The 24,785-nt window shown below is 35.8% G+C and carries 22 protein-coding genes; 8 read left to right on the top strand and 14 right to left on the bottom strand.

Annotation, left to right across the window (positions count from 1 at the left end; genetic code table 11):
- Positions 1-42: 42 nt before the first annotated feature.
- The 4 genes from kdsA to LC457_RS15760 form a co-directional block, all read right to left on the bottom strand.
- Entirely contained in the window at positions 43-852 is an 810-nt protein-coding gene (kdsA, locus tag LC457_RS15745) for a 3-deoxy-8-phosphooctulonate synthase (RefSeq protein WP_047385197.1), read from the bottom strand.
- A gap of 277 nt (positions 853-1,129) precedes the next feature.
- Complete coding sequence (locus tag LC457_RS15750) at positions 1,130-1,654, bottom strand: DUF1697 domain-containing protein (RefSeq protein ID WP_223600741.1); 525 nt, start codon at positions 1,652-1,654, stop codon at positions 1,130-1,132.
- Positions 1,655-1,767: 113 nt separating this feature from the next.
- A complete protein-coding gene (locus tag LC457_RS15755; RefSeq protein WP_223600742.1) occupies positions 1,768-3,261 on the bottom strand; it encodes a hypothetical protein in 1,494 nt (497 codons plus the stop codon).
- A 77-nt stretch (positions 3,262-3,338) separates the two neighbouring features.
- A complete protein-coding gene (locus LC457_RS15760) occupies positions 3,339-6,824 on the bottom strand; it encodes a DUF2723 domain-containing protein (protein WP_223600743.1) in 3,486 nt (1,161 codons plus the stop codon).
- A 222-nt stretch (positions 6,825-7,046) separates the two neighbouring features.
- Between LC457_RS15760 and LC457_RS15765 the strand changes: the two genes are divergently transcribed.
- From LC457_RS15765 to LC457_RS15785, 5 genes are all read left to right on the top strand, one after another.
- Positions 7,047-8,084 (top strand): PLP-dependent cysteine synthase family protein, encoded by a 1,038-nt coding sequence (locus LC457_RS15765; protein WP_223600744.1) that lies wholly within the window; start codon positions 7,047-7,049, stop codon positions 8,082-8,084.
- Between the two features lie 84 nt (positions 8,085-8,168).
- A complete protein-coding gene (locus tag LC457_RS15770) occupies positions 8,169-9,440 on the top strand; it encodes a pyridoxal phosphate-dependent aminotransferase family protein (RefSeq protein WP_223600989.1) in 1,272 nt (423 codons plus the stop codon).
- 63 nt (positions 9,441-9,503) lie between these two features.
- Positions 9,504-10,382: a DMT family transporter gene (locus tag LC457_RS15775; RefSeq protein WP_223600745.1), complete on the top strand. Its 879-nt coding sequence runs from the start codon at positions 9,504-9,506 to the stop codon at positions 10,380-10,382.
- Between the two features lie 246 nt (positions 10,383-10,628).
- A complete protein-coding gene (locus tag LC457_RS15780) occupies positions 10,629-11,390 on the top strand; it encodes a hypothetical protein (RefSeq protein WP_223600746.1) in 762 nt (253 codons plus the stop codon).
- Positions 11,391-11,587: 197 nt separating this feature from the next.
- Positions 11,588-13,777, top strand: coding sequence for a radical SAM protein (locus LC457_RS15785; protein WP_223600747.1), 2,190 nt, complete (start codon positions 11,588-11,590; stop codon positions 13,775-13,777).
- Between the two features lie 407 nt (positions 13,778-14,184).
- Here LC457_RS15785 and LC457_RS15790 read toward each other — a convergent pair whose 3' ends face one another.
- The 3 genes from LC457_RS15790 to atpD form a co-directional block, all read right to left on the bottom strand.
- A complete protein-coding gene (locus LC457_RS15790) occupies positions 14,185-15,003 on the bottom strand; it encodes a hypothetical protein (protein ID WP_223600748.1) in 819 nt (272 codons plus the stop codon).
- Between the two features lie 78 nt (positions 15,004-15,081).
- Complete coding sequence (locus tag LC457_RS15795) at positions 15,082-15,363, bottom strand: F0F1 ATP synthase subunit epsilon (RefSeq protein ID WP_223600749.1); 282 nt, start codon at positions 15,361-15,363, stop codon at positions 15,082-15,084.
- Positions 15,364-15,451: 88 nt separating this feature from the next.
- The gene (atpD, locus tag LC457_RS15800) at positions 15,452-16,960 is read right to left on the bottom strand and encodes a F0F1 ATP synthase subunit beta (protein WP_149832333.1); all 1,509 of its coding nucleotides are present in this window, start codon (positions 16,958-16,960) and stop codon (positions 15,452-15,454) included.
- A gap of 216 nt (positions 16,961-17,176) precedes the next feature.
- Here atpD and LC457_RS15805 point away from each other — a divergent pair, with 216 nt between their 5' ends.
- The gene (locus LC457_RS15805; RefSeq protein WP_223600750.1) at positions 17,177-18,103 is read left to right on the top strand and encodes a bifunctional riboflavin kinase/FAD synthetase; all 927 of its coding nucleotides are present in this window, start codon (positions 17,177-17,179) and stop codon (positions 18,101-18,103) included.
- On the top strand, positions 18,087-19,130 hold the full coding sequence (locus LC457_RS15810) for an acyltransferase (RefSeq protein WP_223600751.1): 1,044 nt from the start codon (positions 18,087-18,089) through the stop codon (positions 19,128-19,130). The genes LC457_RS15805 and LC457_RS15810 overlap by 17 nt, the downstream gene beginning before the upstream one ends.
- A gap of 16 nt (positions 19,131-19,146) precedes the next feature.
- On the opposite strand, the gene LC457_RS15815 is transcribed toward LC457_RS15810, so the two are convergent.
- Both LC457_RS15815 and LC457_RS15820 read right to left on the bottom strand, forming a co-directional pair.
- Positions 19,147-19,638 (bottom strand): YbaY family lipoprotein, encoded by a 492-nt coding sequence (locus LC457_RS15815; RefSeq protein ID WP_223600752.1) that lies wholly within the window; start codon positions 19,636-19,638, stop codon positions 19,147-19,149.
- 83 nt (positions 19,639-19,721) lie between these two features.
- Positions 19,722-20,075: an MmcQ/YjbR family DNA-binding protein gene (locus LC457_RS15820; RefSeq protein WP_213279604.1), complete on the bottom strand. Its 354-nt coding sequence runs from the start codon at positions 20,073-20,075 to the stop codon at positions 19,722-19,724.
- A 117-nt stretch (positions 20,076-20,192) separates the two neighbouring features.
- Here LC457_RS15820 and LC457_RS15825 point away from each other — a divergent pair, with 117 nt between their 5' ends.
- On the top strand, positions 20,193-20,849 hold the full coding sequence (locus LC457_RS15825; RefSeq protein WP_223600753.1) for an NAD(P)H-binding protein: 657 nt from the start codon (positions 20,193-20,195) through the stop codon (positions 20,847-20,849).
- 101 nt (positions 20,850-20,950) lie between these two features.
- Here the strand turns inward: LC457_RS15825 and LC457_RS15830 are convergent, their stop codons facing one another.
- The 5 genes from LC457_RS15830 to LC457_RS15850 form a co-directional block, all read right to left on the bottom strand.
- A complete protein-coding gene (locus LC457_RS15830) occupies positions 20,951-21,466 on the bottom strand; it encodes a VOC family protein (protein ID WP_308116421.1) in 516 nt (171 codons plus the stop codon).
- A gap of 75 nt (positions 21,467-21,541) precedes the next feature.
- Complete coding sequence (locus LC457_RS15835; RefSeq protein ID WP_223600754.1) at positions 21,542-22,117, bottom strand: glutathione peroxidase; 576 nt, start codon at positions 22,115-22,117, stop codon at positions 21,542-21,544.
- A 35-nt stretch (positions 22,118-22,152) separates the two neighbouring features.
- Entirely contained in the window at positions 22,153-22,815 is a 663-nt protein-coding gene (locus LC457_RS15840; protein ID WP_223600755.1) for an outer membrane lipoprotein-sorting protein, read from the bottom strand.
- A 100-nt stretch (positions 22,816-22,915) separates the two neighbouring features.
- On the bottom strand, positions 22,916-23,638 hold the full coding sequence (kdsB, locus tag LC457_RS15845; protein ID WP_223600756.1) for a 3-deoxy-manno-octulosonate cytidylyltransferase: 723 nt from the start codon (positions 23,636-23,638) through the stop codon (positions 22,916-22,918).
- Between the two features lie 140 nt (positions 23,639-23,778).
- Positions 23,779-24,765, bottom strand: a complete 987-nt coding sequence (locus LC457_RS15850; RefSeq protein ID WP_223600757.1) for a phosphatase PAP2 family protein — start codon at positions 24,763-24,765, stop codon at positions 23,779-23,781.
- Positions 24,766-24,785: the final 20 nt, after the last annotated feature.

Genomic DNA, 24,785 nt, shown 5'->3' on the forward strand with positions numbered 1-24,785 from the left:
AGAAATGTTTTAGAATTTCTAAAATTAATGTTTTTTTAACAATTACAAAATCGATTCTCTAATTCTTGTCAATTTTTGTAACAAATCTTCTAATAAATCTAATCTTAACATGTTGGCACCATCAGATAAAGCGGTTTCCGGTGTAGGGTGTGTTTCAATGAAAATTCCGTCTGCTCCTACTGCAATTCCTGCTTTAGCAACAGTTTCAATAAGGTCTGGTCTTCCACCTGTAACCCCTGAATTCTGGTTAGGCTGCTGTAAAGAGTGTGTAACATCTAAAATAACGGGAGCATATTCTCTCATCGTAGGAATTCCTCTGTAATCCACGATAAGGTCTGTATATCCGAAAGAATTTCCTCTTTCAATAATCGCTACTTTCTGGTTGTCAGAATCTGTTACTTTCTGAACGGCAAACTTCATTGCTTCCGGTGAAAGGAACTGTCCTTTTTTCAGGGTAACACATTTTCCTGTTTTCGCGGCAGCGATTAATAAATCAGTCTGACGAACAAGGAATGCCGGAATCTGCAGAACATCTACATATTGTGCTGCCAGCGCTGCATGCTCATTTTCATGAATATCCGTTGTTGTAGGAATATTGAATGTCTCTCCCACCTTTTTAAGGATTTCAAGAGATTTTTCTTCACCAATGGTTGTGAAAGAGTCTACACGGCTTCTGTTAGCCTTTTTGAAGCTCCCTTTGAAAATATAAGGAATATTATATTTATCTGTGATATTGATTACTTTTTCAGCAATTCTCAATGCCATATCTTCTCCTTCAATAATACAAGGTCCGGCAATAAGGAAAAAGTTTTTTGAATCTTTGTGCGAAATATTATCTAAATACTGAATCATTTTGTTGTAATTAAAAAGTTCAGTAAAAATACTGAGAAAGTTTCAGATTTGGAAATTATTTGGTTGCTTTAACAGGCTATGGTTGCAATAGTTTTTAACTCTTTTGGATTTTTGGTTATTAATTGATAGATGCTTCGACAGGCTCAGCATGACAATGATACTATCTGTTTTAAAATAAGGGAATCAGACGATAGCCATATGGTAATCAAAAGAAGATTGAATTTCTGGTTATGAATTGACAGATGCTTCGAGAGGCTCAGCATCCGCAATAATTTATTTAGAATTTCTTCAGAATTTTCTCAAATGTATTCACATTCCTGCTGGTCAACTGATCTTTAAGACTTTTCTTTCCCAAAACCTTCCCAAAGGTAGAATCCAATGTATTTCCTTTCGGGACCTGCCAATAAAATATATCATTGATAATCTCAGCCTTTTCGCCTTCTGTCTGGGCTGACTTTTGAAACTCCTCCATCAAAACTTTTTCCACACCCGGAATTCCTACAAAACTATAAATATGGAAGTTTTCATTCTTCTCAAAAGGAATACTGTTCCAGAAAACCTCTGTCTCTGCCTGAGATTTTACAAACAAAAAAGCTTCATAAGAAAAATGTTCTGACATCGCTTTTTCAAGGACAGTCTTTAGCTCTCCCACACTTTTATCTGAAGAAAATACAATATTTCCGGAAGCCAATATTGAGCTCACGTCTTTCATACCGGCATCTTTAAAAACCTGGCAGACATCAGCCATTTTCATATTGGTTCCTTTTACATTGACACCACGGAGAAAAGCACAGTATTTCATTTTTTCAGGGATTAGGGATTAGATACTAGGTTGTAAATTTGAGGGTTTGAGAGTGAAAAAGTTATGAGAACTCCTTATTTTTTAATCTTTAAATACTTAAATATTTCAATCTTTTAATCAACCCTAATGTACAAATTATAGTCTGTTCCGGAAGGTTTCAGATTGTAAATTTTTTCCAGAATCTTATTATCACTTTTCAGATGGTCTTTCACACGGAATTCTTTCAAGAGTCTATAATGAGTTTGATAATACAATGAATTTGCACTGTTCCCTTCGTAAAGGTTTTGATAAGAAAGAAGATATTTCGGTTTTCTTGTTTTTACGGTATTGATCCAGTAGTTTACTTTATCTTTTTTAATCTCTTCCTGAATCTGTTTATCAACCAATCCAACCTCATCAATTGTTTTTAAGCCTGAAAAGTAAGGAACATAACCCGCCGGTTCCAGTAAGATCCATTGATTTTTATCTTTTTCATATTGGTTTAAAAAGGTTCCAATTGTTCTGCGGTAGTTCCACTCTCCGTTTCCTGTTGCAATACAGTGAACAGTCTGGAAAATAAGCATTGGGAAAATATAGAAAATAACAAGTAATGACAACCACAGGTTTCTCTTCTCCTTTTGTTCCAGGACAAAAATAAGAACAGGAACGAAAAGCAGCAGCTGCGGTACCCAATAATACCAGTCGAACAAGCTTTTCTGAGAAATAAAAATAATCTGTTTTACCCATCCGAAAAGATAGATCATCCATAAAAAGTAGTTTCTCTTTTCTCTTTGTCTGATCAGATAAATAAAGCAAAGTAACTCAAAAATCAAGATCACAACAGTCATAGGATTGAAATCTCCGGGAACTTTCAGCATTCCCCAAAAGTTTCCGAAACTCTTAAAAAAGTAACCGATATGCTGTTGGATCGTAAAATTCTCACTATAAAGTAGTTTTTTCGCTGTAATGGTATTGTTAACCAACTCACCAAAGTAAAGCCAGTTGAAAGCAACCGTGGATAAAACACCAAGAATACCTCCAAAAATATAATTCCATCTGATTTTTCTGTTCCAGAAGATATCTACAAGAAATACAATTCCCAGGAATATGACGGTATCAATTCTTGTAAACATGATTAATACCGGAAGAAGTGTCAATACCCATTTTTTCCCTTTATGGAAACCATAATACAGCAATGCCATCTCGAGGAAAAACAGGATTCCGTACTCCATTCCGAGAATTGATATTTTAATGGCTGGCGGTAAAATACCGATCAAAAATATAAAGATTGCTTTATGCCACGGGTTTTTAAGAACCAAATGGGAAAGCAGTAAAGTTCCTATCGTAAATACTATAGAATTAAAAATCAAAAGAGGTTCAATAAAGTTTTCTTTTCCAAAAACAAAATTGAAAAGGTAAGACACAAACACATAAAGATGAGTGGTAGATGCAGAGATTTTGACATCTCCGTTGAATCCGATTACTCCGTAATCCAGTAGATTTTGAGCCACTCTCCAGGTAATAAATGCATCTTCCTGAATATAGTGTGTTAATAAAAAAAGAAATTTAAAAAGAACCGTAACAATTACGGCATAGATTGGGAATTTGCTATTTTGTGTTTCAGCCATTATGTATTTTTACTTTCACAAATATAGCCTTAATCCCAATAATAAAAAAACGGGACCGAAGTCCCGTTTTAAGTATTTTATTTAGTTGCTTTGATAATCGCAGTAGTAATCTGATTTTCTTTTTCTTTTGAATAAGTAGAATCATAAGGTTCCATGACATCAAATAAATACTGATAGAATGGCGTGATCTGCTGTACATTTTCAGACTCTTTCATCGCCTTCTCTTTGCCCATTTCCTGAAGATCTTTGACAAATACATTGAACTTCTTATCAATAGGCTCAATAGATTTTACAAGATAAGCATATGCTTTTTCTTTCTGCCCGATCTTCGTGTAAGCATCCGTTACGGCAGCTACTACAAGAGAATATTCCATAGGCTTTGTTCTCATTTGTCTTCTCAGGTAGCTTTGATCTGCTTTGGAAAGGCTTAAATAATAATCGTATTCTTCAAAGATTCCTTTCTTAAGAACCTCAGCAATCTGAAGACCTTTCTGCTCCTGACCTGCAATGATATATCCTGATACAATAGAGCTTAATGAACGAGGGTCGTTATATTTCTCAGCAGGAATTTCTTTGGCTGCAAGATCCAGAATTTCTAATGCTTTAGCTTTCTGTCCGCTCAACGCAAGTGCTGCTGCAGCTCTGCTCGCTGACATTCTGTAGCTGATGATATTGGAAGTAGCCGTTTCATCAAAATGAGCATTTAAGTCTTTGAAGTTCCCCCATCTGAAGTTTTTCACTACATTATAAAGAGAATTCGTATCTACTCTTCCCATATCTCCATCAGCTGTCGGAGGTGTTTGGATAGGAATTAATCTGTAACTGAATCCGTCAAACTGAAGGTAATCGTTAAGATAGAAAATATTTTCACTGTCATAGATACCTCCTGATGAGAAGTTGATCGGACGTTTCCAGTCGAAGTTCGCTAAAAGATCCATCAAAATCAGGTTGTTCTTATACAATGTATTTCCTTTGTAAGTAATCATAATCTGATTGGCTACATTCGGAAGATCTTCTTTGTTGATGATTCCTGCTTTTAAAGCATTTTCTTTATTGACAGGAAGAATGAATTTGTTTACCGGAAGGATATTGTATTTTTCAAATTTCTCTTCCCCGAAGTACATTTTCAACAATTCGTCTTTTTCAGGAGACTTGAACTTAATGAATTCAATAGCCTGTTTCAGTGTTAAAGAATCCTGAGTAAGGTACTTTCTGAAAGACTGGAATTCTGTTTCCGGTGCTCCCTGTTCTTTCAGCATAGAGAAAACACCTTCCCAATCTTCTTTCTTCATCATATAGATCTGGTCATTTACACCATCTCTGTAATCTTCGTGAGTCAATTGGCTAGGGATTCCCATAGCGTTGTAAGTTCTTCTCTTGATCTGATCAAGGTTCCAGGGCGTTGAAGCAAGGGTAAAGTTCACTACCTTCACATCATCTCTGAATCTTTCTGTTTCCTGGATCGCCCAAACCGGATAAGTATCGTTATCTCCGTAAACGAAAAGGATATCGTTTTTCGGTAATGATTTTAAAACCGAATATGCATAATCGTAAGCGGTATATCTGTTGCTTCTGTCATGAACATTGTAGTTCTGGAATCCCATCATGAAAGGTACACCTAATAAAACCACACCTAGAGCAATGTTAGCTCCGTTTGATTTTATTTTAGACTGCAGGAACCATAGAATTGCTCCTGCTCCCATACCAATCCAGATCGCGAATGCGTAGAATGAGCCTACCATTGCATAATCTCTTTCTCTTGGCTCAAAAGGTTTTACCCCTGTATAGAAAATAATCCCTACACTTGTTAATATAAATAAAGATAACAATGCATAGAATCTTCCGAAGTCTCTGTTTAACTGGAAAAAGAACCCAATCAGACCTAAAATTAACGGAAGGAAGAAGAATTTTACCGTACTTTCATTTTTGAATTTAGCAGGCAGCTTATCCTGGTTTCCTACGTTTACATTATCTATGAAAGGAATTCCGGAAATCCAGTTTCCTTTTGTGCTTTCCATGTTTCCTTCAAGATCGTTCTGTCTTCCTACGTAGTTCCACATCAGATATCTTACAAAGTAATATCCGTTCTGGAAAGAAATGAAATACTCCATATTCTGAAGGAATGAAGGCTTCTGAACATTGATAAGGTTATAAGGTTTTACTTTCAGGTAATCTGAAGCGGTGATCGACTTGTCTTCGTATTTTGCTCTCAGCTCATCAAAAATCTGCTTAGCCTGTGGATTGTCTGCCACATCTTCATTTCCATAATTGAATGTAAAATCAGGGGCACCATACATTGAAATATAGTTAGCCATTACATCTTTATCCTCATTAAACATTCTCGGCATTAAGCTTACCTGAGATTTGTTGAAAACGTAATTGAAACGGTCTCCTGTCTTTCTGTATGTTCCGGTTTTCTCATCTTTTTCATAGATCTCACCGGTTTTTTGTGTCTTAAAGCTTCCGTCTTCATTTTTTTCAATTCCGTTAGCATCAAGGAATGCTGTATAATTCTGTCCATAGATTGTTGGCCAGTCACCATACTGCTCTCTGTTATAATAGTCCAGCATACCAATTGCAGTATCAGGATCATTAAGGTTCATCGGTGGATTAGCATTGGCTCTGATAGGAATAACCATCCAGCAAGAGAATCCGATCATCATGAAAACCACAGATAACGCAGCAGTCTGGTAGATGTTTTTCTTTGCTTTTCTTGCATATTTGATTAAGAAATAGCAGATCGCTACCATTAAAACAAAAGCAGCAATTGTTCCGGAGTGGAAAGGAAGTCCAAGGCCATTTACAAAGAAAATCTCAAGTCTTCCGAACATCGTCATAATCAAAGGGAAGATAATTTTGAAAACAATAATCAAAATTCCCAGTGTAATGAGGTTTGCCCAGATAAAGTTTTTCCAGGTAAACTTATAGTTTCTTGCATAATATACCAGACATACTGCAGGAATTGCCAGCATACCCATCATATGCACCCCTACAGAAAGTCCTAAAACGAAGAAAATAAGAATAATCCATCTTTCACTGTCTCCCGCTTTGTACTCATTTTCCCATTTGGTGATTAACCAGACCAAAAGCGCAATAAACATAGAAGCCATAGAGTAAACCTCTCCTTCTACTGCAGAGAACCAGAAGGTATCTGAGAAGGTAAAGCAAAGTGCTCCTACTGCTCCTGCAAATAAAATAGAGATTTCCTGATGTTTTGTAATTTCTTCAAAATCTTTGTTTAGAAGTCTTCTCACAAAGTGAGTGATCGTCCAGAACAAAAATAAAATAGTCAGCGCACTGAACAATGCAGACATCGCGTTGATCACGATAGAATAATTTTCGCCTTTCCCTAATGCAAAAATGGCTGCCACGGCACCCACTATCTGGAATAAAGCAGCTCCGGGAGCGTGCGTTACTTCAAGTTTTACTGCAGAAGAAATGTACTCGCCACAATCCCAAAAACTGAAATTGGGTTCTATGGTGGACAAGTACGTGAAAAACGCAATGACGAAAATCACCCATCCTAAAACGGTGTTCCATTGCCTAAAAGTCCAATTTTTCATAGTATTAAATCAATTATGCGAAAATAAGGCTTTTATCTTATTTTATGCGGGTTTTAACAAAATTTAAAAATTTTGGCGTAGTATTTGCGAATATAGACCTGTCAAAACTGCAAATAAGAAAATAAGTTTTATAAAACTAAGCCCTAGAAATCAAACAAAAGTTTAGTAATTATTTATTTTTTTGTATTTTTGCAGTCAGATTTTTATTGAAAATAACAAATAATGAGTAATGTTTACGATAATATTCTTGGCCTAATAGGACATACTCCTATGGTGAAGCTAAATACTGTTACAAAAGATATTCCAGCAACCGTTTATGCCAAGTTAGAATCATATAATCCTGGACATTCCACCAAAGACCGAATCGCACTTCACATTATAGAGAACGCAGAAAAAAAAGGCCTTTTAAAAGAAGATTCTGTAGTTGTAGAAACTACATCCGGTAATACCGGGTTTTCTATTGCGATGGTATGTATCATTAAGGGATATAAGTGTATTCTTGCAGTAAGTGATAAAACAAAACCTGAGAAAATTGCTTATCTGAAAGCATTGGGTGCTACGGTGTATATATGCCCAGCCAATGTACCGGCAGATGATCCGAGATCATACTATGAAGTTGCTAAAAGAATCGCCCAGGAAACTCCTAATTCTATTTACATCAATCAATATTTTAACGAGCTGAATATTGATGCGCACTATCAGACTACAGGTCCCGAGATCTGGGAACAGACGAAAGGTAAGATCACTCACCTTTTTGCCTGCACCGGAACCGGAGGTACGCTATCGGGTTCAGCAAAGTTTTTGAAAGAGAAAAACCCTGATATCAAGATTATCGGAGTAGATGCAGATGGCTCTATACTAAAAAGCTATCATGAGACAGGAGAAATTCACAAAGAAGATGTACATCCTTATCAGATTGAAGGAATGGGTAAAAACCTGATTCCTGCTGCCCTGCTTTTCGACAAGGTGGATGAATTTGTAAGGGTAAATGATGAAATGTCGGCGTACAGAACCCGTGAAATTGCTTTAAAGGAAGCTATTATGGGAGGTTATACTACCGGAGCTGTAACACAGGGATTGATGCAGTATGCCCAGTCTCATGAGCTTACAGAAAATGACATGGTTGTTTTAATATATCCTGACCACGGTTCAAGATACATCACTAAAGTTTACAGTGATCAATGGATGGCCGAACAGGGATTTGTCAACAACTGTGTTCACAATTATGACGAAGTTTTCAAAACTGAGTTTATCAAATAAAAACGAATAAAATCACGATACAAATAAAGCCTTTTGCGTATACAGACAAAAAAGGCTTTATTACTTAAAAATTACGATACAATGTTGGATATTTTTGAAAGAATAAAAGAAAATCCAGGACCACTTGGACAATTTGCAGATTATGGTGAAGGCTATTTTATTTTCCCAAGATTAGAGGGACCTATCGGCCCTAGAATGCAGTTTCAGGGGAGAGAAGTAATTTTCTGGAGTGCCAATGACTATTTAGGATTGTGTAATCATCCTGAAGTAATAGAAGCGGATGCTAAAGCGGCTGCAGAATATGGAATGTTCTATCCAATGGGAGCAAGAGCGATGTCTGGAGAAACAGATCAGCACCTTCAGCTGGAAAGAGAATTGGCAGACTTCGTAAAAAAAGAATCAGCATACTTATTGAATTTCGGTTACCAGGGAATGGTTTCTACCATCGATGCTTTGGTGAGCAGAAATGATGTAATTGTTTATGATATGGATTCTCATGCCTGCATCGTGGATGGAGTAAGACTTCATTCCGGGAAAAGATTTACCTACAAGCATAACGATATGGCAAGTCTTGAGAAAAACCTTCAGAGAGCAACTAAGGTAGCTGAAGAAACAGGAGGAGGTATTCTTGTTATTACAGAAGGAGTTTTCGGGATGAGAGGCCAGCAGGGGAAAATCAAAGAAATCTGCGATCTTAAATCTAAATACCAGTTCAGATTATTGGTAGATGATGCCCATGGTTTCGGGACACTTGGTAAAACAGGTGCCGGTGTAGGTGAAGAACAGGACTGTAATGATCAGATTGATGTATACTTCTCTACATTTGCTAAATCAATGGCTGGTTTCGGAGCATTCCTTGCGGGTGACAAAGAAATCATCAGATATCTGAAGTTCAACCTTAGATCACAAATCTTCGCAAAATCTCTTACGATGCCAATGGTAATAGGAGGATTAAAAAGATTGGAGCTGTTGAGATCAAAACCTGAGATCAAAGCTAAACTTTGGGAGAATGTTTATAAACTACAGAACGGACTTAAAGAAAGAGGCTTCAACATTGGAGATACCAACACTTGTGTAACTCCCGTAATGATGCAGGGAACTCCGGTAGAAGCAACTCTACTGGTAAAAGACTTAAGAGAGAATTACGGTATCTTCACCTCTGTGGTAGTGTATCCGGTCATTCCAAAGGGAATGATTCTTTTAAGATTGATTCCTACCGCTTCCCATACGGATGCAGAAATTAATGAAACTCTGGCTGCATTTGAAGCAATTCATGATAAATTAGTAAGTGGTTACTATAAAGAGCAGGAACAAAAATTACTGCAGGAGCAAGGATTAAGTTTTAAACCGATTTAATTTAAAAATAAAAAAACCACTGATTGATTCAGTGGTTTTTTATTTAAATACCGATAACAATACATGAAACTTAGAGGTTACGCATTGGGGATTCTGTCAGCTGTTTCCTATGGGCTGATTCCGATTTTTATTCTGCCTATCAAGCAGGCACATTTTTCATTGGACATTACCCTGTTCTATAGATTTTTCTTTTCAGCCTTAATGGTTGGAGGATATTTGCTGTATTCCAAAGAAAGTTTTAAAATCAATAAAAAAGAAGCGTTAATCCTGGCCATACTTGGAGTCTGCTATGCTCTTTCTTCAGAGTTTTTGTTTTTAGGGTATGATTTTCTTACTGCCGGAATTGCTTCTACTGTTTTATTTATTTATCCGGTTATCGTAGCCTTGATTATGTTTTTCTTTTACAAGGAGAAGCTTACCAGATTATCCGTTGTTTCTTTGCTTCTTGCTTTCACAGGAGTTATTGTGTTGTGCCTGAAAGGTAACGGATTGGAAATTAATTTTACAGGATTGGGAATTGTAATGCTTAGCTCATTATTCTATGCACTGTATATGGTTATTGTTAACAAATCGAATATGAAGGTTTCCGGATTTAAGCTTACTTTCTACTCTATGCTTTTCACATCCACGTTCTTTATGACCAAAGCTGTGGCGGCTCATGAGTCGTTCGCCATTCCTTCAGCAGAAATCTTTTTTAACTTCCTTATTTTTGCATTCCTTACTACAGTGATCTCCAGTCTTTGTCTTGTGTATGCAATCAAATATATCGGATCTACTCCTGTATCTATTCTAGGTGCTCTTGAACCGGTAGTTGCTGTGCTGATCAGTGTACTGATGTTCCATGAAAAGTTCACCAGCAACTTACTGATCGGGATTACTCTTATTTTGATGGGCGTTACTTTAAATGTCATTACAGACCGTAAAAATCTGAATCATGCATAAACTGTAAGGCTTGCCTAGGCATTATCTGCTGGTAATACTTCTTTCTCTGAATAGTAATTTATGATACAAATAAGATCGATTTATTAATTAAAAAAAGAACTTACCTGTATCTTTTTATCTGATTTGAAAAATATTAAAAAATAAGGCCGCCTCTCTGGCATAAAAAAATTTATCTGACTATATTGCAATGGTCTATTGATGGGCATTCCCTCCTATAACAGATCAATGCATTTAGTTTAAAAGCCGATGAAAGAATTACAAAAACTCACGAAAGATCAACTATACAAAAGACTCAAAGAAAAATCCGAAAATCTATATACGATCGCTCACGAAGCTCTGGAAAACAATTTCTTCAATGAAAGCTCTTTAGATGAAGAAAGTCTTGCTGAGTTTCTTGAAATGCTGGATGATGAAACAGCAGAAAAAATAAAAGACGCTTCACTTCACATTAATAATGAAGACGACGCTCCTGAAATTATACTTATAGAGAACGAAAACAGCACTTCACTTGAATTGATTACCGAAGAAAATGAAGGTTATAAAATCATTCTCATAGAAGATGATATTCATTTATCCAAAACCCTTTTTGTTGAAGACTATATCGTTCTCATTACAACAGGTAATATACAGGCAGAAAATATCATCATCAACGGCTCACTTTACTGTGCCGGAAATGTTACGAGCAAAGTATTATTCGGAGCATCAGGCAATGATAATGAAACGTATATCGGTGGAAGTATTATGACTTCTCTGATTGCAGAAAACGGACATTATACTGTTGCTGAGGGAAATATATATTCCAGATATTTAATTAGTTTTCATAATGAAATAACAGGAAAAACAGGAAAGTTCATCGAGAATATCAGCCTGGAAAAACCCAGTGAAATTGGATTACTGAACCCCGAAATTCTGGACGAAGACGGATATTTTGATGAAGATTCTTTTTTAAACTTTATTGATCATAATCCTCCGGATGCCTTATTTGTTAAACCGACTAACTTATTTTGATACATCAATGATCCTAATTTTATCATTCTGTAGGAGTAACTTAAATTTCTGCGGAATGATAAAGTAAGAATAGTTAAACCCCCATAGAAACAGATTCTCAGAAACCAAAGCACTAAAGACTTTTCCTCACTGTTTATAATCAGGAGAAAAAATTTTTTTCTGAAAAAACTTTAGAATAACTTTGCAAAAAATTTCTGTTGAAAGACCTGCTTCTTATTACTCCGCCTTTTACCCAACTCAATACTCCTTATCCAGCAACGGCTTATATTAAAGGATTTTTAAATACCAAAAATATTTCCGCGTATCAGATAGATTTGGGGATTGATGTTATATTGGAATTATTCTCAAAAGACGGAATTCAGAAAGTTTTCAGCAAAAAAATTGATCTTCAGAATATCTCTGAAAATTCTCAGAGAATCTTTGCCTTAAGAGAAGAATATATCAAAACCATAGATCAGGTTATTCTGTTTTTACAGGACAAAACGCCCACGTTGGCAAGACAGATCTGCAGTATGAATTTCCTTCCCGAAGCTTCCCGTTTCAACCAGCTGGACGATATGGAATTTGCTTTTGGAAATATGGGTCTTCAGGATAAAGCCAAACATTTGGCAACTTTATACTTAGAAGACATATCAGATTATATTGTTGAAAATATAGATTCTGATTTTGGTTTCAGCAGATACGCTGAACGTCTCGGAAAAAGTGCCAATTCTTTTGATGAATTATATTCAAAATTATCTGGTGGTCAAACGTTTATTGATGAATTTACATTAAAAATTCTTCGTGAAAAAATAGAAGTGGTTCAGCCAAAATTGGTTTGTTTTTCAATCCCTTTTCCCGGCAATCTGTACTCTGCTTTTAAATCTGCACAATGGATCAAAAAGAATCATCCTCACATCAAAATTGCAATGGGTGGTGGTTTTCCCAATACCGAGTTAAGGGAAATTAAAGACCAGAGAGTTTTTGAATTCTTTGATTTTATTACCTTAGATGATGGTGAACTTCCTATTGTACTTCTTCACCAAAATTTAGAAATTTCCAATGAGGAAGGTGAATTTAAAAGAACTTTTCTCATCGAAAATCAAGAAGTTGTTTATAAGAATAATTCTAAAAGACACGATTACAAACAGGCTGATATCGGCACTCCGGATTATACGGACTTAAGACTCGATCAATATATTTCCGTTATCGAGATCGCCAATCCTATGCACAGTTTATGGAGTGACGGAAGATGGAACAAACTTACCATGGCTCATGGATGCTATTGGGGGAAATGTACATTCTGTGATATTTCATTAGATTATATAAAAATCTACGAACCTATTTCTGCTAAAATTCTGGTAGACCGGATTGAAGAATTGATTAAAACAACAGGTGAAACCGGATTTCATTTTGTGGATGAAGCTGCACCGCCTGCCCTGATGAGAGAAGTTGCTTTGGAAATCCTCCGAAGAAATCTTGTCGTTACCTGGTGGACGAATATCCGTTTTGAAAAAAGCTTCACCCGTGATTTATGCTATCTTCTGAAACTTTCAGGATGTGTTGCTGTTTCCGGAGGGCTTGAAGTCGCCAGCGACCGATTGTTAAAATTAATTGACAAAGGAGTTTCTGTGGAACAGGTTGCCAATGTAACAAGAAATTTTACAGAAGCCGGAATTATGGTACATGCTTATCTGATGTATGGCTACCCTACTCAAACTGTTCAGGAAACGGTTGATTCTCTGGAAATGATTCGGCAAATGTTTGAAATGGGAATTCTTCAAAGCGGTTTCTGGCATCAATTTGCCATGACTGCCCATTCACCTGTCGGAATGAAGCCGGAAGATTTTGGCGTTGTTCCGGTAAAACAAGAAATTCTGTTTGCCAATAACGATATAGACTTTCAGGATAAAACCGGAATCGATCACAGCAAGTTCAGCTTTGGATTAAAAAAATCATTGTTCAATTTTATGCATGGAGTGAATTTTGAATTACCACTTCAGGAATGGTTTGATTTTAAAATTCCAAGAACAACAATTCATCCGGACTATATTCACGACTGTCTTTTAGATGATGGCCAGTTTCAATTGAAGACCAACTCCAAAGTTGTCTTTCTGACAAAAAATGTAATCGCTGAGAATCGCGTAAAAAATAAAAAGAAATATTCTGGTACGTATACATTACTTACATTCCACTTAAAAACCAATATTGTGAAGGTGGAACTGGAAAAGGAAAAGGCAGAATGGCTGATGAATGTACTGGAAGAGAATTCTATTGAAAACGCAAAAAAACCTACTATTCAACAACTTAAGAACCAATTTGAAGAGAATTTTGAAGATTTTGAACTGTTCTGGTTTTCAAAACCGATGCAGCAATTGAAAGAAAATGGAGTGATTTTAAGTTTATAAAAATTTTCATTTTTTTCTCAGGGATTTTTGAAATTACTGAATTTTTTGTAAATTTTTCTTTTCCTGAACAAATAACGTCTGTTTTTATTGAATTATAATCTCCCACAGATTTCACGAATTACACAGATTTTTATTTTGACTTAAGAGAACAAAATCTTCTACTTTTCATACCAAAGGAATCAAATCCAAATTTCTGGCTACTACATAATGAAACGGCGAAATATTCCCCTCCTCCGGAGGGGTGGCAAAAATTCTTTGAATTTTTGACGGGGTGGTTAGTAAAGATTAATGAGGTTTCAATAAGTTTTGGCTAAAGCCAATGGAAATTTTATATTTTAATAAAACGGGCTCCCTTCGTCTACGCTCAGGATATCAACCCGTTTCTATTGATATAAAAAGATATTTTTTTAATTAGGAGTTTCTTTTGAAACAGTACCCACAGATACTTTCTCCTGTATTTTAATAAAATTAGGATCCATGATAGCCATGCGCTCTGCAAGTGCTTTATAAGTTGGAAACTTCAGAATAGAAGCTCTCCCGGACATTTCCTTGTAAATGGTGAAAGATTTTCCGCCTGCGGTCTTTAATTGCTTTGTGGTAGTAATATATCTCCCGATAAGTTTACTTTTAGCATCGTAAATCTCAATATCTATGGATGTTTTATCCATGATGGTATCATCTGAGCCGAAACTTACAGGCAGATTGGTAAAATATCCCACCGGAACGCCATTACTCAGGATCTCTCCCACTTTATTGACCTCAATATTCATCTTATCGATTTTCTTTCTGATGGCATAAGCATCTTTAGTTTTAGTATCCAGCTTTCTTTTGGGAACATTTGAAAAGATTTCGTCAAGATTTTTCACATTGATTCCTTTATTATCAATGATTTTAAGATCCTTAACCGAAGTAAAAACTGCTGACTTCTCTTCACCGGAGAACGCCGAAGGTGATGAATAATCAATCTCAATTGTTTTGTCCCTGTTATATACTCTATTGATGCTGATATAGCTGTCGCGAACAGAATCAACGATACTTTTATCAATGAATTTTATGGTATACATCGGGGTCTCCTTGAGATCCATAAACGTATATTCGCTGGATTTGCTGGACAGTTTCGCTACCGGAATGCCGTCCAGATTGACAATTCCTCTCTTTGTTTTGATATTCTGAGCATGGAGGAAAACACCCAGAACTGTAAAGAATATGACTATGCCTCTCTTCATACAATCAGACTTTTACAAATAAAAAAAGTGTAACACAAAGTTACACTTTCTTGAAAATATATTTAGCTTTTCATTTAATTATTCACAAAGGATAATTCCTTTATCATGATTAAATTCTACAACACCGCTTTTGATAGCATAAGCAAAAACAGAGTCTTTTCCAGCTTCTTTGGTAAAGTTTTTAGCAAAAGCCTCATCAATAGATTTAGCAAAAAGCTTTACATTACCTCCGATCAAAGAAGAAACAATTCCCGCGTGGTTTTTCATGATGTGAAATTCACCATTTTTTCCAGGCAATAATACTGAGTCTACTTCTCCTTCAAAAACTACGTATTCTGGTGTTAAAATTTTTATATTCATTTTAAGTTAGATTTGAAGATTTCAGATTTCAGATTTCAGACAACCTTAAAGTCTCATGTCTGGTATCTTTTATCTTTATGTCTAATTATTAAGCGTTTTCAGCTAACATTTTTTGTCCTGCTTCGATAGCTTCCTCGATAGTTCCTTTCAAGTTGAAAGCAGCCTCTGGTAAGTGATCTAGCTCACCATCCATAATCATAGTAAATCCTTTGATTGTATCTTTGATGTCTACTAATGATCCTGGGATACCTGTAAACTGTTCTGCAACGTGGAAAGGCTGAGATAAGAATCTCTGAACTTTTCTTGCACGGTATACAACAGATTTATCTTCTTCAGAAAGTTCTTCCATACCAAGGATTGCGATGATATCCTGAAGAGCTTTGTATCTTTGAAGAATTTCTTTTACTCTTTGAGCACAGTCATAGTGTTCCTGACCGATAACTTCCGGAGCAAGGATTCTTGAAGTAGAAGCTAGTGGATCTACCGCTGGATAGATACCTAATGAAGCAATCTTTCTGTCAAGTACCGTAGTTGCATCCAAGTGAGCAAACGTAGTTGCAGGAGCCGGGTCAGTTAAGTCATCCGCAGGTACGTATACCGCTTGTACTGAAGTAATTGAACCGTTTTTAGTTGAAGTAATTCTTTCCTGCATCGCACCCATTTCAGAAGCAAGAGTTGGTTGGTAACCTACCGCTGATGGCATACGACCAAGAAGTGCAGATACCTCAGAACCAGCCTGTGTAAAACGGAAGATGTTGTCTACGAAGAAAAGTACATCTCTACCTTGTCCGCTTTCTCCACCGTCTCTGTAGTACTCAGCTAATGTAAGACCAGAAAGTGCTACTCTAGCTCTTGCACCTGGCGGCTCGTTCATCTGTCCGAAAACGAATGCAGCTTTTGAATCTTTCATAGCTTCTAAGTCTACTTTAGAAAGATCCCAACCTCCGTTTTCCATAGAGTGCATGAAATCATCACCATACTTGATAATTCCTGATTCCAACATCTCTCTCAAAAGGTCATTTCCTTCTCTCGTTCTTTCACCTACTCCGGCAAATACAGAAAGTCCTCCGTGTCCTTTTGCAATATTGTTAATCAACTCCTGGATCAATACTGTTTTACCTACACCGGCACCACCGAACAAACCAATTTTACCTCCTTTTGCGTAAGGCTCAACTAAGTCGATTACTTTAATACCTGTAAATAAAACTTCTGCAGAAGTTGAAAGTTGATCAAATTTTGGAGCTGGTCTGTGAATTGGTAGACCACCATCCTTAGAAATATCTTGAAGTCCGTCGATAGCATCACCAACAACGTTGAATAGTCTTCCGTTTACAGCCTCTCCGATTGGCATCATAATAGGATTTCCGAATCCAATTACGTCCTGCCCTCTTTTAAGACCGTCAGTAGCGTCCATTGCGATACATCTTACTGTATCTTCGCCAATATGTTGTTCTACCTCTAAAACTACTTTTTCACCGTTTTCTTTTGTAATTTCTAACGCGTCATAGATTGCTGGAACAGCTTCCACATCTGTGAAGACAACGTCGATTACCGGACCAATAATTTGAGAAATTTTACCTTTAATTTGGTTTGCCATTGCTAAATTTTTTCTTGGTGCAAATATAGTGATTCTTCATAAACCCGCAATTGGTAAAAAAAAGATTTTTATCATGCTTTTGAGAATAGATTATTTTACTATTATACGGATAAAACAATGAAACTGTACTGCAATATTAAGGTTATAGGGATTACACCATTGTTATATTGATACATTGGCACATTATTTCTATATTTGCAGTCAAATTTTTCCGTTTTGAAAGTTTTCAAGAATTTTACAGATTATTCCTCGCAGAAGCCTTTAGCATTGTCTTTAGGAATGTTTGACGGGGTACATCTCGGGCACAAGAGCATTATTGATGAGCTGACTAAAGTAGGTACAGAGAACAATCTGGAAACTGCTATCCTTACTTTCTGGCCACATCCAAGGTTTGTTTTTAATCCTAATGAAGATTTAAAACTTCTGAATACATTAGAAGAAAAAAAGCAGCTGGTTGAAAAATACGGTATTGATAATCTGTTCCTTAAGGAGTTTGATGAAGAATTCAGAAACTTAACCGGAGAAGAATTTGTACGTCAGATTTTAATTGATAAGCTCAACGTTAAATACCTTATTATAGGATACGATCATTCTTTCGGAAAAAACAAAAGCGGAAATTTTGAACTTCTTCAGAAATTATCCAAAGAGCTTGATTTTGATGTGGAACAAATGGAAGCAATTAATATTCACGAAAATAATATCAGTTCTACGAAAGTACGTAATGCCCTTTTAACAGGAAATATTAAGGATGCCAATGAAATGCTGGGATACTCCTACTCTGTTTCAGGAACTGTTGTTCATGGGAAGAAAATCGGGAGAACAATTGGATATCCCACAGCCAATATTGATACGGAACCTATTAAGCTTTTACCTAAGAAAGGAGCTTATATTGTAGAAGTATTCGTAAAAGGCAACCAATACAAAGGAATGCTGAGCATCGGAACCAATCCTACAGTAAATGGCGAGAAATTAACTGTTGAAGTTTATATCCTTGATTTTAATGATGATATTTATGATGAGAAAATTACGGTAAGCTTCAGAGATTTTCTTCATGATGAAATCAAATTTGAAGGTCTTGAAAAACTGATTGAAAGGCTGGATGAGGATAAAAGATTAACACAGGCGTATGATTTCAAGGAGTAATAATTTTGATTTTCTCAGGCTTGTTTTTGCAAGTCTTGTTATTATTACCCACTCCTATGCTCTTTCCGGAGCTACTCAAGGCGATCCTTTATCACAACTTACCAACAGCCAGATGGAATTCTCTTATCTCGGAGTTCATGGCTTTTTCATTATCTCCGGATATTTAATTTTTAAAAGTTTACTGCGCTGCAAAGGTCTTGCTGATTATTACTGGAAAAGACTTTTAAGACTTTTTCCTGCATTATTGGTAGTGCTTTTCCTTACCGTTTTGCTGGCACCTGCAGTGTATGAAAGTTCTGTTCCTTATTTACAGAACAAATCCGTTTACACTTACATTCCTCAAAATTTAACCCTGTTTTTCCGTCAGAAAGGTATTGGCGGTGTTTTTGAAAACAATCCTTACAAACATAGCATCAATGGGAGTTTATGGACCATATGCTACGAATTCAGTATGTATGTAATGGTCTCTTTGCTATTCTTTATCCGTAAAAAAGCTTTTGTAAAAACCGTTGTTATCCTGTTATTTATATCAAGTTATATCTTAACTATTTTTCAGCCTTATTTTCTATATGGAGTATTCGTGAAACTGGGACTGGGAAGTAATCATTTTTACAATCTGATGTGCTTTTTTGCAGGAGGAATGGTACTGACTTACCTCAATGCCAGTAAAAGGACAGAAAACATACTTATTATAGCTTCCTTTATTGTTCTTATTGTAAGTGTATATTTGAATATTTCCCAATATACCTGTTATATTACACTGCCTTTACTGGTTATTCTTATTGGAGAGAGATCTACCCGATATATCAATAAAGTAGGAGAAGTAATTGGAGATACATCTTATGGAATTTATATTTATTCTTTTCCGATACAGCAGGCGCTAGTCTATTTTTTTAAGCTTGACACTGTTATGCTATTTATATTTTCATTGCCACTTTCAATTCTACTTGGATATATTTCCTGGCATCTGATTGAAAAGAGAGCATTAAGTTATAAAGATTTATTTGCTAAAAAGGCTATTCAGTGATGAATAGCCTTTTTATTTATTTTAATACTTTTAAGTAGATTTTCTGAGTTTCATTATTCAGTTTCACAGTAGGAAACTGCTTATCATAATCAATAAATATATCTCCTTTTTCATCAGCTTTTCCGTTGCCATCAGAATCCCAGCTTATTGTTACATAATATTTTGCAGGTCCTGCAGGTTTTGGATTGATCTTGCTTTCAGCATCTTTAGGTATTGGCAGATTGATGGTGAAAGGTATCGATTTCTGCTCGTATTCTTTTTCTGTAATTAAAGTAGCGGGAGCATCAGCCAGCTTTTCGTCCATTCCATATAAGCTTACCTTTAGCAATGCATTCTTTATGGTAAAATTATCTGTTCCTGAAAATTCTATTTTAATATTTTCGGGAAGTGTTTCAGAAGCTGAGACAGCTGAAGCTGGATTTTCAGCAGTACTTTTCTTTACTGGCTTGGTGCAGCTTGACAGCATCAATGTACCCGCTGCTACGAATAATAAAAGGTGGTTTCTCATTTGTTCTTTATTTTGTTACTAGGTAAAGTATATTTCACTGGTCATAGATAACAAATTTCATACCTCAATTTATTCTTACTATCTTATAGAGAATTTACTGCATTCTGAGCCTTCTTTGTCAGGGATTTAAAAACCAAATCATAGGAATGGTCAATGAGTTTAAAGATCAGATCTCTTTTCAAACCATCTGCTGTTACAGAGTTCCAATGGGTTTTGTTCATGTGATAAGCTCCTGTGATCTGAGGATACTGTTCACGGAGTTCTGCGCTCCATTCCGGATCTGTTTTTACATTTATCGATAACGGCTGTCTTTCAAGGCCCATCAGTAAAAACATTTTGGTATCTACTTTCAGTACAAGAGTCTCGTTATCAAACGGAAAGCTTTCCGTAACTCCTTTTTTGGCAAGACAGTAATCTAAAATTTCGTTGGCATCCATGCAATTATTAGTAATGGGTGATAAGCATTAGTAATGATTAAATGATATAATTCTTTAATCTTTAATTCAAATTTAGTAAATTTAAGAAAGAAATAATCTCACAAAACCACAATTATTATGAAAGCTTTGGTAATAGGTGCTACAGGTGCCACAGGAAAAGATCTTGTCAATCAGTTATTGAATGATAAAGAATTTGAGGAAGTGGATATTTTTGTTAGAAAACCTGTAGATATTCAGGATGAAAAGCTTAAAGTTCATATTGTTAATTTTGAAAAGCCTGAAGAATGGAAAGGTATGGTGAATGGAGATGTGGCATTTTCGTGTCTGGGAACCACTTTAAAGGATGCAGGCAGTAAGGAAGCCCAAAAGAAGGTAGACTTTGATTATCAGTATGAATTTGCGAAAGCCGCAAGAGAAAATAATGTGGAAGATTATATTCTGGTATCAGCCTATGGTGCAAATCCGCAATCAAAGATTTTCTATTCCAAAATGAAAGGTGAACTGGAAGAAGCTGTAAAACAGCTGCATTTCAATAAGATCACTATTTTCAAACCGGGAATGCTGGAACGAACAAATTCTGAGAGAACCGGAGAAGTTTTAGGCAGCCGGATTATAAAGTTTGCCAATAAACTTGGGTTATTAGAAAGTCAAAAGCCATTACCCACCAATATTCTTGCAAAAGCAATGATCAAATCTTCAAAAATAAAAAGTAACGGATACTCCAGCATAAAGCTGGGTAACATCTTTTGTTTTGCGGAAAAGACCAATGAATAATTAAAAGATTTGGGGTTCGGGATGCGAGGTAATATGATTCATGCCAAAGATGAAAACCTTCTTATTAATTTCTCTAAACCCTAAATCCTGCAACCTCCTAATTACTTTGTGGTTTTGCTGTTCATTTTCTGTCCTAACTTTTCATATTCAATATCATTAGGCTCCCAAAGTTCTATTTTGTTTCCTTCTATATCCATTATATGAACAAATTTTCCATATTCATAAGTCTCCATTTTATCAACAATGGTAACATTTTCGTTTTTTAGCTGCCCGATCAGTTTTTCAAGGTTTTGTACCCGGTAATTAATCATAAAATCTTTTTCTGAAGGTTGAAAATATTTTGTTTTTTCACTGAAAGGACTCCATTGGCTAAATCCTTTTTTAGAATTATCCGCTCCCTGATACCACTCAAATACAGATCCGTATTCATTGGTAGCAAGTCCCAGATGGCTTTCGTACCATTCTCTCATCTTTTTAGGATCCTTACATTTAAAAAAGATTCCACCGATACCGGTTACTCTTTTCGTTTCATCAGATTTATTTTCTGTAACGGCTTTAAAAGCAAATCCCAACATAAAGGAAGCCAGGATAGAAAGGGTAAAAATTATTTTCTTCATAAGGAATCATTAATGGTTGTAAAAATAAAAAAAGTGGATGTAAACACCCACTTGTAAAAATATACTTTTTTCTCTTTATTTCAGATATTTTGTAATAGCCTGGTCTGTAGGCTTTGTAGTACTTACAAAAGAATCAATCAGTTTTCCGTTTTCATCAACCAGGAATTTGGTAAAGTTCCAAAGGATGGTTGTGTTCTTTACTCCGTTTAACTCCTTTTCTGTTAGATACTTGAATATTGGAGCGGTATCATCTCCTTTCACGGAAACTTTAGCTGCCAAAGGGAATGTCACCCCGTAATTTTTCTGGCAGAAAGCACCAATTTCAGTATTCGTTCCAGGTTCCTGTCCTCCAAAATTATTGGCAGGAAATCCTACCACAACCAGTTTATCTTTATTTTCCTCATATACTTTCTCAAGATCAGCATACTGAGGGGTAAACCCACATTCTGAAGCGGTATTGACAATCAGGATTTTCTTTCCTTTGAAATCTGCAAAATTGATTTCTTTTCCGTCAAGACTTTCTACTTTGAAGTCGTATATTGTTTTTCCCATAAGTTCAGTGGTTTTGGCTTTAGAAATTTCACTTTTTTGGTTGGTGCAGCTTTGCAGGAATGCTATACAGGAAAGCAGCAGTAAAAAAATATTTTTCATTTTTTATCATTTTATGCAGGCGGGCTGCAGTTGAATTAAAATTTAAAAATGTTAGCCGGAAAAACTTTGTTGATTTCTACCTTGTTTAGTAGCATCACATAATCTCCGTCTTTTTTGGTACTGGAAGATTCAATTCTGAAAGGCATAATAATGTTTCCAACTTTTTTAAAATCAGAATAGATCAGTGTTTCATCTTTTTTCACTTCTTTTAAAAGCATATAAGTCTTTGTATCAAAATAATACATATTCTTATTCACATTTTTAGTAAGTTCTACTTTATGGCAGTAGATGTCTCCAACTTTTTCTTTTCCAAGGTATTTGGCATCAAAACCTTTATTTTCCCAATCAATGAAGTCATTATCAAAACTTTCCGGTATATATTCAGGGTATTCCTGAAGTTTATTTGCAGCATAGTTCATTGCATACCCTTTTGTTCCATCGAAACCTTCAATTGCCGTTTCTTTTCCCCCGGTAGTAATTAATGTTTTAGTAAGATTTGGACGCTGCTGATAAATTTTTATCGGATATTCATCTTTGATTCCCAATACCACTTTTCCCTGAAGCAATACAGAATTTAAAAGTTTCCAATTGGTTAACCCTCCGGATAATTCAATGTTTTTGTCTATAATTTCCTTTGCGGTCTGTGCCAATATCACATGCGAAAATATCAGTCCAAATACTAATAGTAACTTCTTCATTAATTTTATTTATAAATTCAAATATAGGGGGATTTATGTAAAATTGCAAAAAAAGGCGAAAGAGCAAATCTGTGAATCTGCTTTTTTACCTCAACATTTTTTAAATCAGCTTTCTTGCTTTTTCCAGGTCTTCCGGTGTATCAATACCTACTCCTATGAAATTGGTTTCTATCATTTTGATTTTCATTCCATATTCCAGGTAACGGATACATTCAATCTTTTCTGAGATTTCCAATGGTTTCATTTCCAGTTTTGAAAACTGCAACAGCGCTTCTTTTCTGAAAGCATATACCCCAATATGTTTAAAATAACTTATATCATAAGAAACTTCCCTGTGAAAAGGAATTACGGAACGACTGAAATACAGCGCAAAATTATTATTATCTGTAATAACTTTTACATTATTCGGGTTTTCAACTTCTTCTTTTTCATGCAGCTGTATTTTCAGAGATGCCAGGGAGATCTCCTGCTGATCATCATGTTTAAAGACTTCAATCAGCTGCTGTAATGGTTCCAGTTTAAGGAAAGGTTCGTCTCCCTGAACATTGATCACAATATCGCAGTCTATATTCTGTACAGCTTCGGCAATACGGTCGCTTCCGGTCTCGTGCTGTCCTGTCATAACGGCTTTTCCGCCATTTTGTACGATTTCATCAAAAATAATTTCAGAGTCTGTTGCTACAAATACTTCGTCAAACAGTCCGGTTTCCACTACGTTCTGATAGGTAGTCGTAATAACGGTTTTTTCTCCTAAAATCTGCATTAGTTTCCCGGGAAAACGGCTTGCTTCGTAACGTGCAGGGATGACAGCGATTATTTTCATTCAATAAAAATATTAAGTAATTCTCTTTAATTCAATAAGTTTCATCTCAGCATTTACAAAAGCTGAAATGTTCCTTTTTATTTAGATCAAATGTAGTGAAAAGTATCTTATTTACTCTACAAAACAGAGATTTCGACAGTTTAAAAAGAGAGTTTTACGCCTACCATATTATATTCCCATTGGCGGGATGCTGTAAAGTTGAGATTGTATTTTGTTTTTCCTATGGTTACTTCTGAGGAAGTATATCTGCTTTTTGAAATGGTTTTTCCAATAAAATATCCCATTAATAAAGCCAGTGGGTAATCTGAAGCCCAGTGAACTTTACTTTGCATCATCTGAAAACATAAGGCTCCTGCTAAGGTGTACCCTACAGGTTTTATCCATTTTGCATCCGGATAATTGTCTGCTATCACAGTGATTCCGGCCATAAAGGTTGTTAAATGTCCGGACGGCATTGCATCGTAATTTGAGGTATTCTTGCCAAATTCTGAAAAGCTTGGAAAAGGATTCCAGGCACCGCCTTTATTACCGTTTATCTCAGCAATAAAAGGGCTTTCTCTCCCGGTAATTCTTTTAAGGGTTTGGGTGAAAACTCCGGAAAGAATTAAACTTTCCATCAAACCACTCGCTGTAGCCTGCGCTCTGTAATCATTTTTAATTAAACCATATGTTCCGAAACCAATTCCCAGCAAGACCAATGTAGAACCATTCCCAATCAGATATAAAGTAGAACCAATATCCTTGGGAATTTTAAAAACACCGCCTATTTTGTTGTAGTTATTATCTTTATCCATTCCCCATCTTTCTCCCAACTCTCTTGAATTGTCAATCAGTTTCTGGTCAAATGGTAAAAGAATCAGAGTAGCTGCAACGGCACCGCCAAGATAATAAGCATGATCTTTGGCAACAAAGTCTTTATTTGTATTGATAAAGTTTCTGGGTAATTTCGTTACAAAATCTAATAATTTGGGCTTTGGGTAAGTTCTGATGGAACCGTCTTTCAAGGTGTAAGTCTGTACTTTTGGCAGCTCAGATTCCTTAGGTAGTTCTTTCATTTTCAATGTATCAACTTCTTGTGAACATACCAATATTGAAACTGGTAAGAGTAGAAATCTCAGTTTTTTCATCGTGCAATTTTCGACTTTAT

The organism is Chryseobacterium sp. GVT01B (assembly GCF_019970045.1).
GTDB lineage: Bacteria > Bacteroidota > Bacteroidia > Flavobacteriales > Weeksellaceae > Chryseobacterium.

What these genes read in the sequence shown, in the direction of transcription:
- LC457_RS15765 (WP_223600744.1), top strand. Translation starts at nt 7,047, where the DNA reads ATGAGTAATGTTTACGATAATATTCTTGGCCTAATAGGACATACTCCT.
- LC457_RS15780 (WP_223600746.1), top strand. Translation starts at nt 10,629, where the DNA reads ATGAAAGAATTACAAAAACTCACGAAAGATCAACTATACAAAAGACTC.
- kdsB (WP_223600756.1), bottom strand. Translation starts at nt 23,638, where the DNA reads ATGAAAATAATCGCTGTCATCCCTGCACGTTACGAAGCAAGCCGTTTT.
- LC457_RS15840 (WP_223600755.1), bottom strand. Translation starts at nt 22,815, where the DNA reads ATGAAGAAGTTACTATTAGTATTTGGACTGATATTTTCGCATGTGATA.
- LC457_RS15810 (WP_223600751.1), top strand. Translation starts at nt 18,087, where the DNA reads ATGATTTCAAGGAGTAATAATTTTGATTTTCTCAGGCTTGTTTTTGCA.
- LC457_RS15760 (WP_223600743.1), bottom strand. Translation starts at nt 6,824, where the DNA reads ATGAAAAATTGGACTTTTAGGCAATGGAACACCGTTTTAGGATGGGTG.
- LC457_RS15820 (WP_213279604.1), bottom strand. Translation starts at nt 20,075, where the DNA reads ATGGATGCCAACGAAATTTTAGATTACTGTCTTGCCAAAAAAGGAGTT.
- LC457_RS15825 (WP_223600753.1), top strand. Translation starts at nt 20,193, where the DNA reads ATGAAAGCTTTGGTAATAGGTGCTACAGGTGCCACAGGAAAAGATCTT.
- LC457_RS15830 (WP_308116421.1), bottom strand. Translation starts at nt 21,466, where the DNA reads ATGAAGAAAATAATTTTTACCCTTTCTATCCTGGCTTCCTTTATGTTG.
- LC457_RS15815 (WP_223600752.1), bottom strand. Translation starts at nt 19,638, where the DNA reads ATGAGAAACCACCTTTTATTATTCGTAGCAGCGGGTACATTGATGCTG.
- LC457_RS15775 (WP_223600745.1), top strand. Translation starts at nt 9,504, where the DNA reads ATGAAACTTAGAGGTTACGCATTGGGGATTCTGTCAGCTGTTTCCTAT.
- atpD (WP_149832333.1), bottom strand. Translation starts at nt 16,960, where the DNA reads ATGGCAAACCAAATTAAAGGTAAAATTTCTCAAATTATTGGTCCGGTA.
- LC457_RS15755 (WP_223600742.1), bottom strand. Translation starts at nt 3,261, where the DNA reads ATGGCTGAAACACAAAATAGCAAATTCCCAATCTATGCCGTAATTGTT.
- LC457_RS15790 (WP_223600748.1), bottom strand. Translation starts at nt 15,003, where the DNA reads ATGAAGAGAGGCATAGTCATATTCTTTACAGTTCTGGGTGTTTTCCTC.
- LC457_RS15835 (WP_223600754.1), bottom strand. Translation starts at nt 22,117, where the DNA reads ATGAAAAATATTTTTTTACTGCTGCTTTCCTGTATAGCATTCCTGCAA.
- LC457_RS15795 (WP_223600749.1), bottom strand. Translation starts at nt 15,363, where the DNA reads ATGAATATAAAAATTTTAACACCAGAATACGTAGTTTTTGAAGGAGAA.
- LC457_RS15850 (WP_223600757.1), bottom strand. Translation starts at nt 24,765, where the DNA reads ATGAAAAAACTGAGATTTCTACTCTTACCAGTTTCAATATTGGTATGT.
- kdsA (WP_047385197.1), bottom strand. Translation starts at nt 852, where the DNA reads ATGATTCAGTATTTAGATAATATTTCGCACAAAGATTCAAAAAACTTT.
- LC457_RS15750 (WP_223600741.1), bottom strand. Translation starts at nt 1,654, where the DNA reads ATGAAATACTGTGCTTTTCTCCGTGGTGTCAATGTAAAAGGAACCAAT.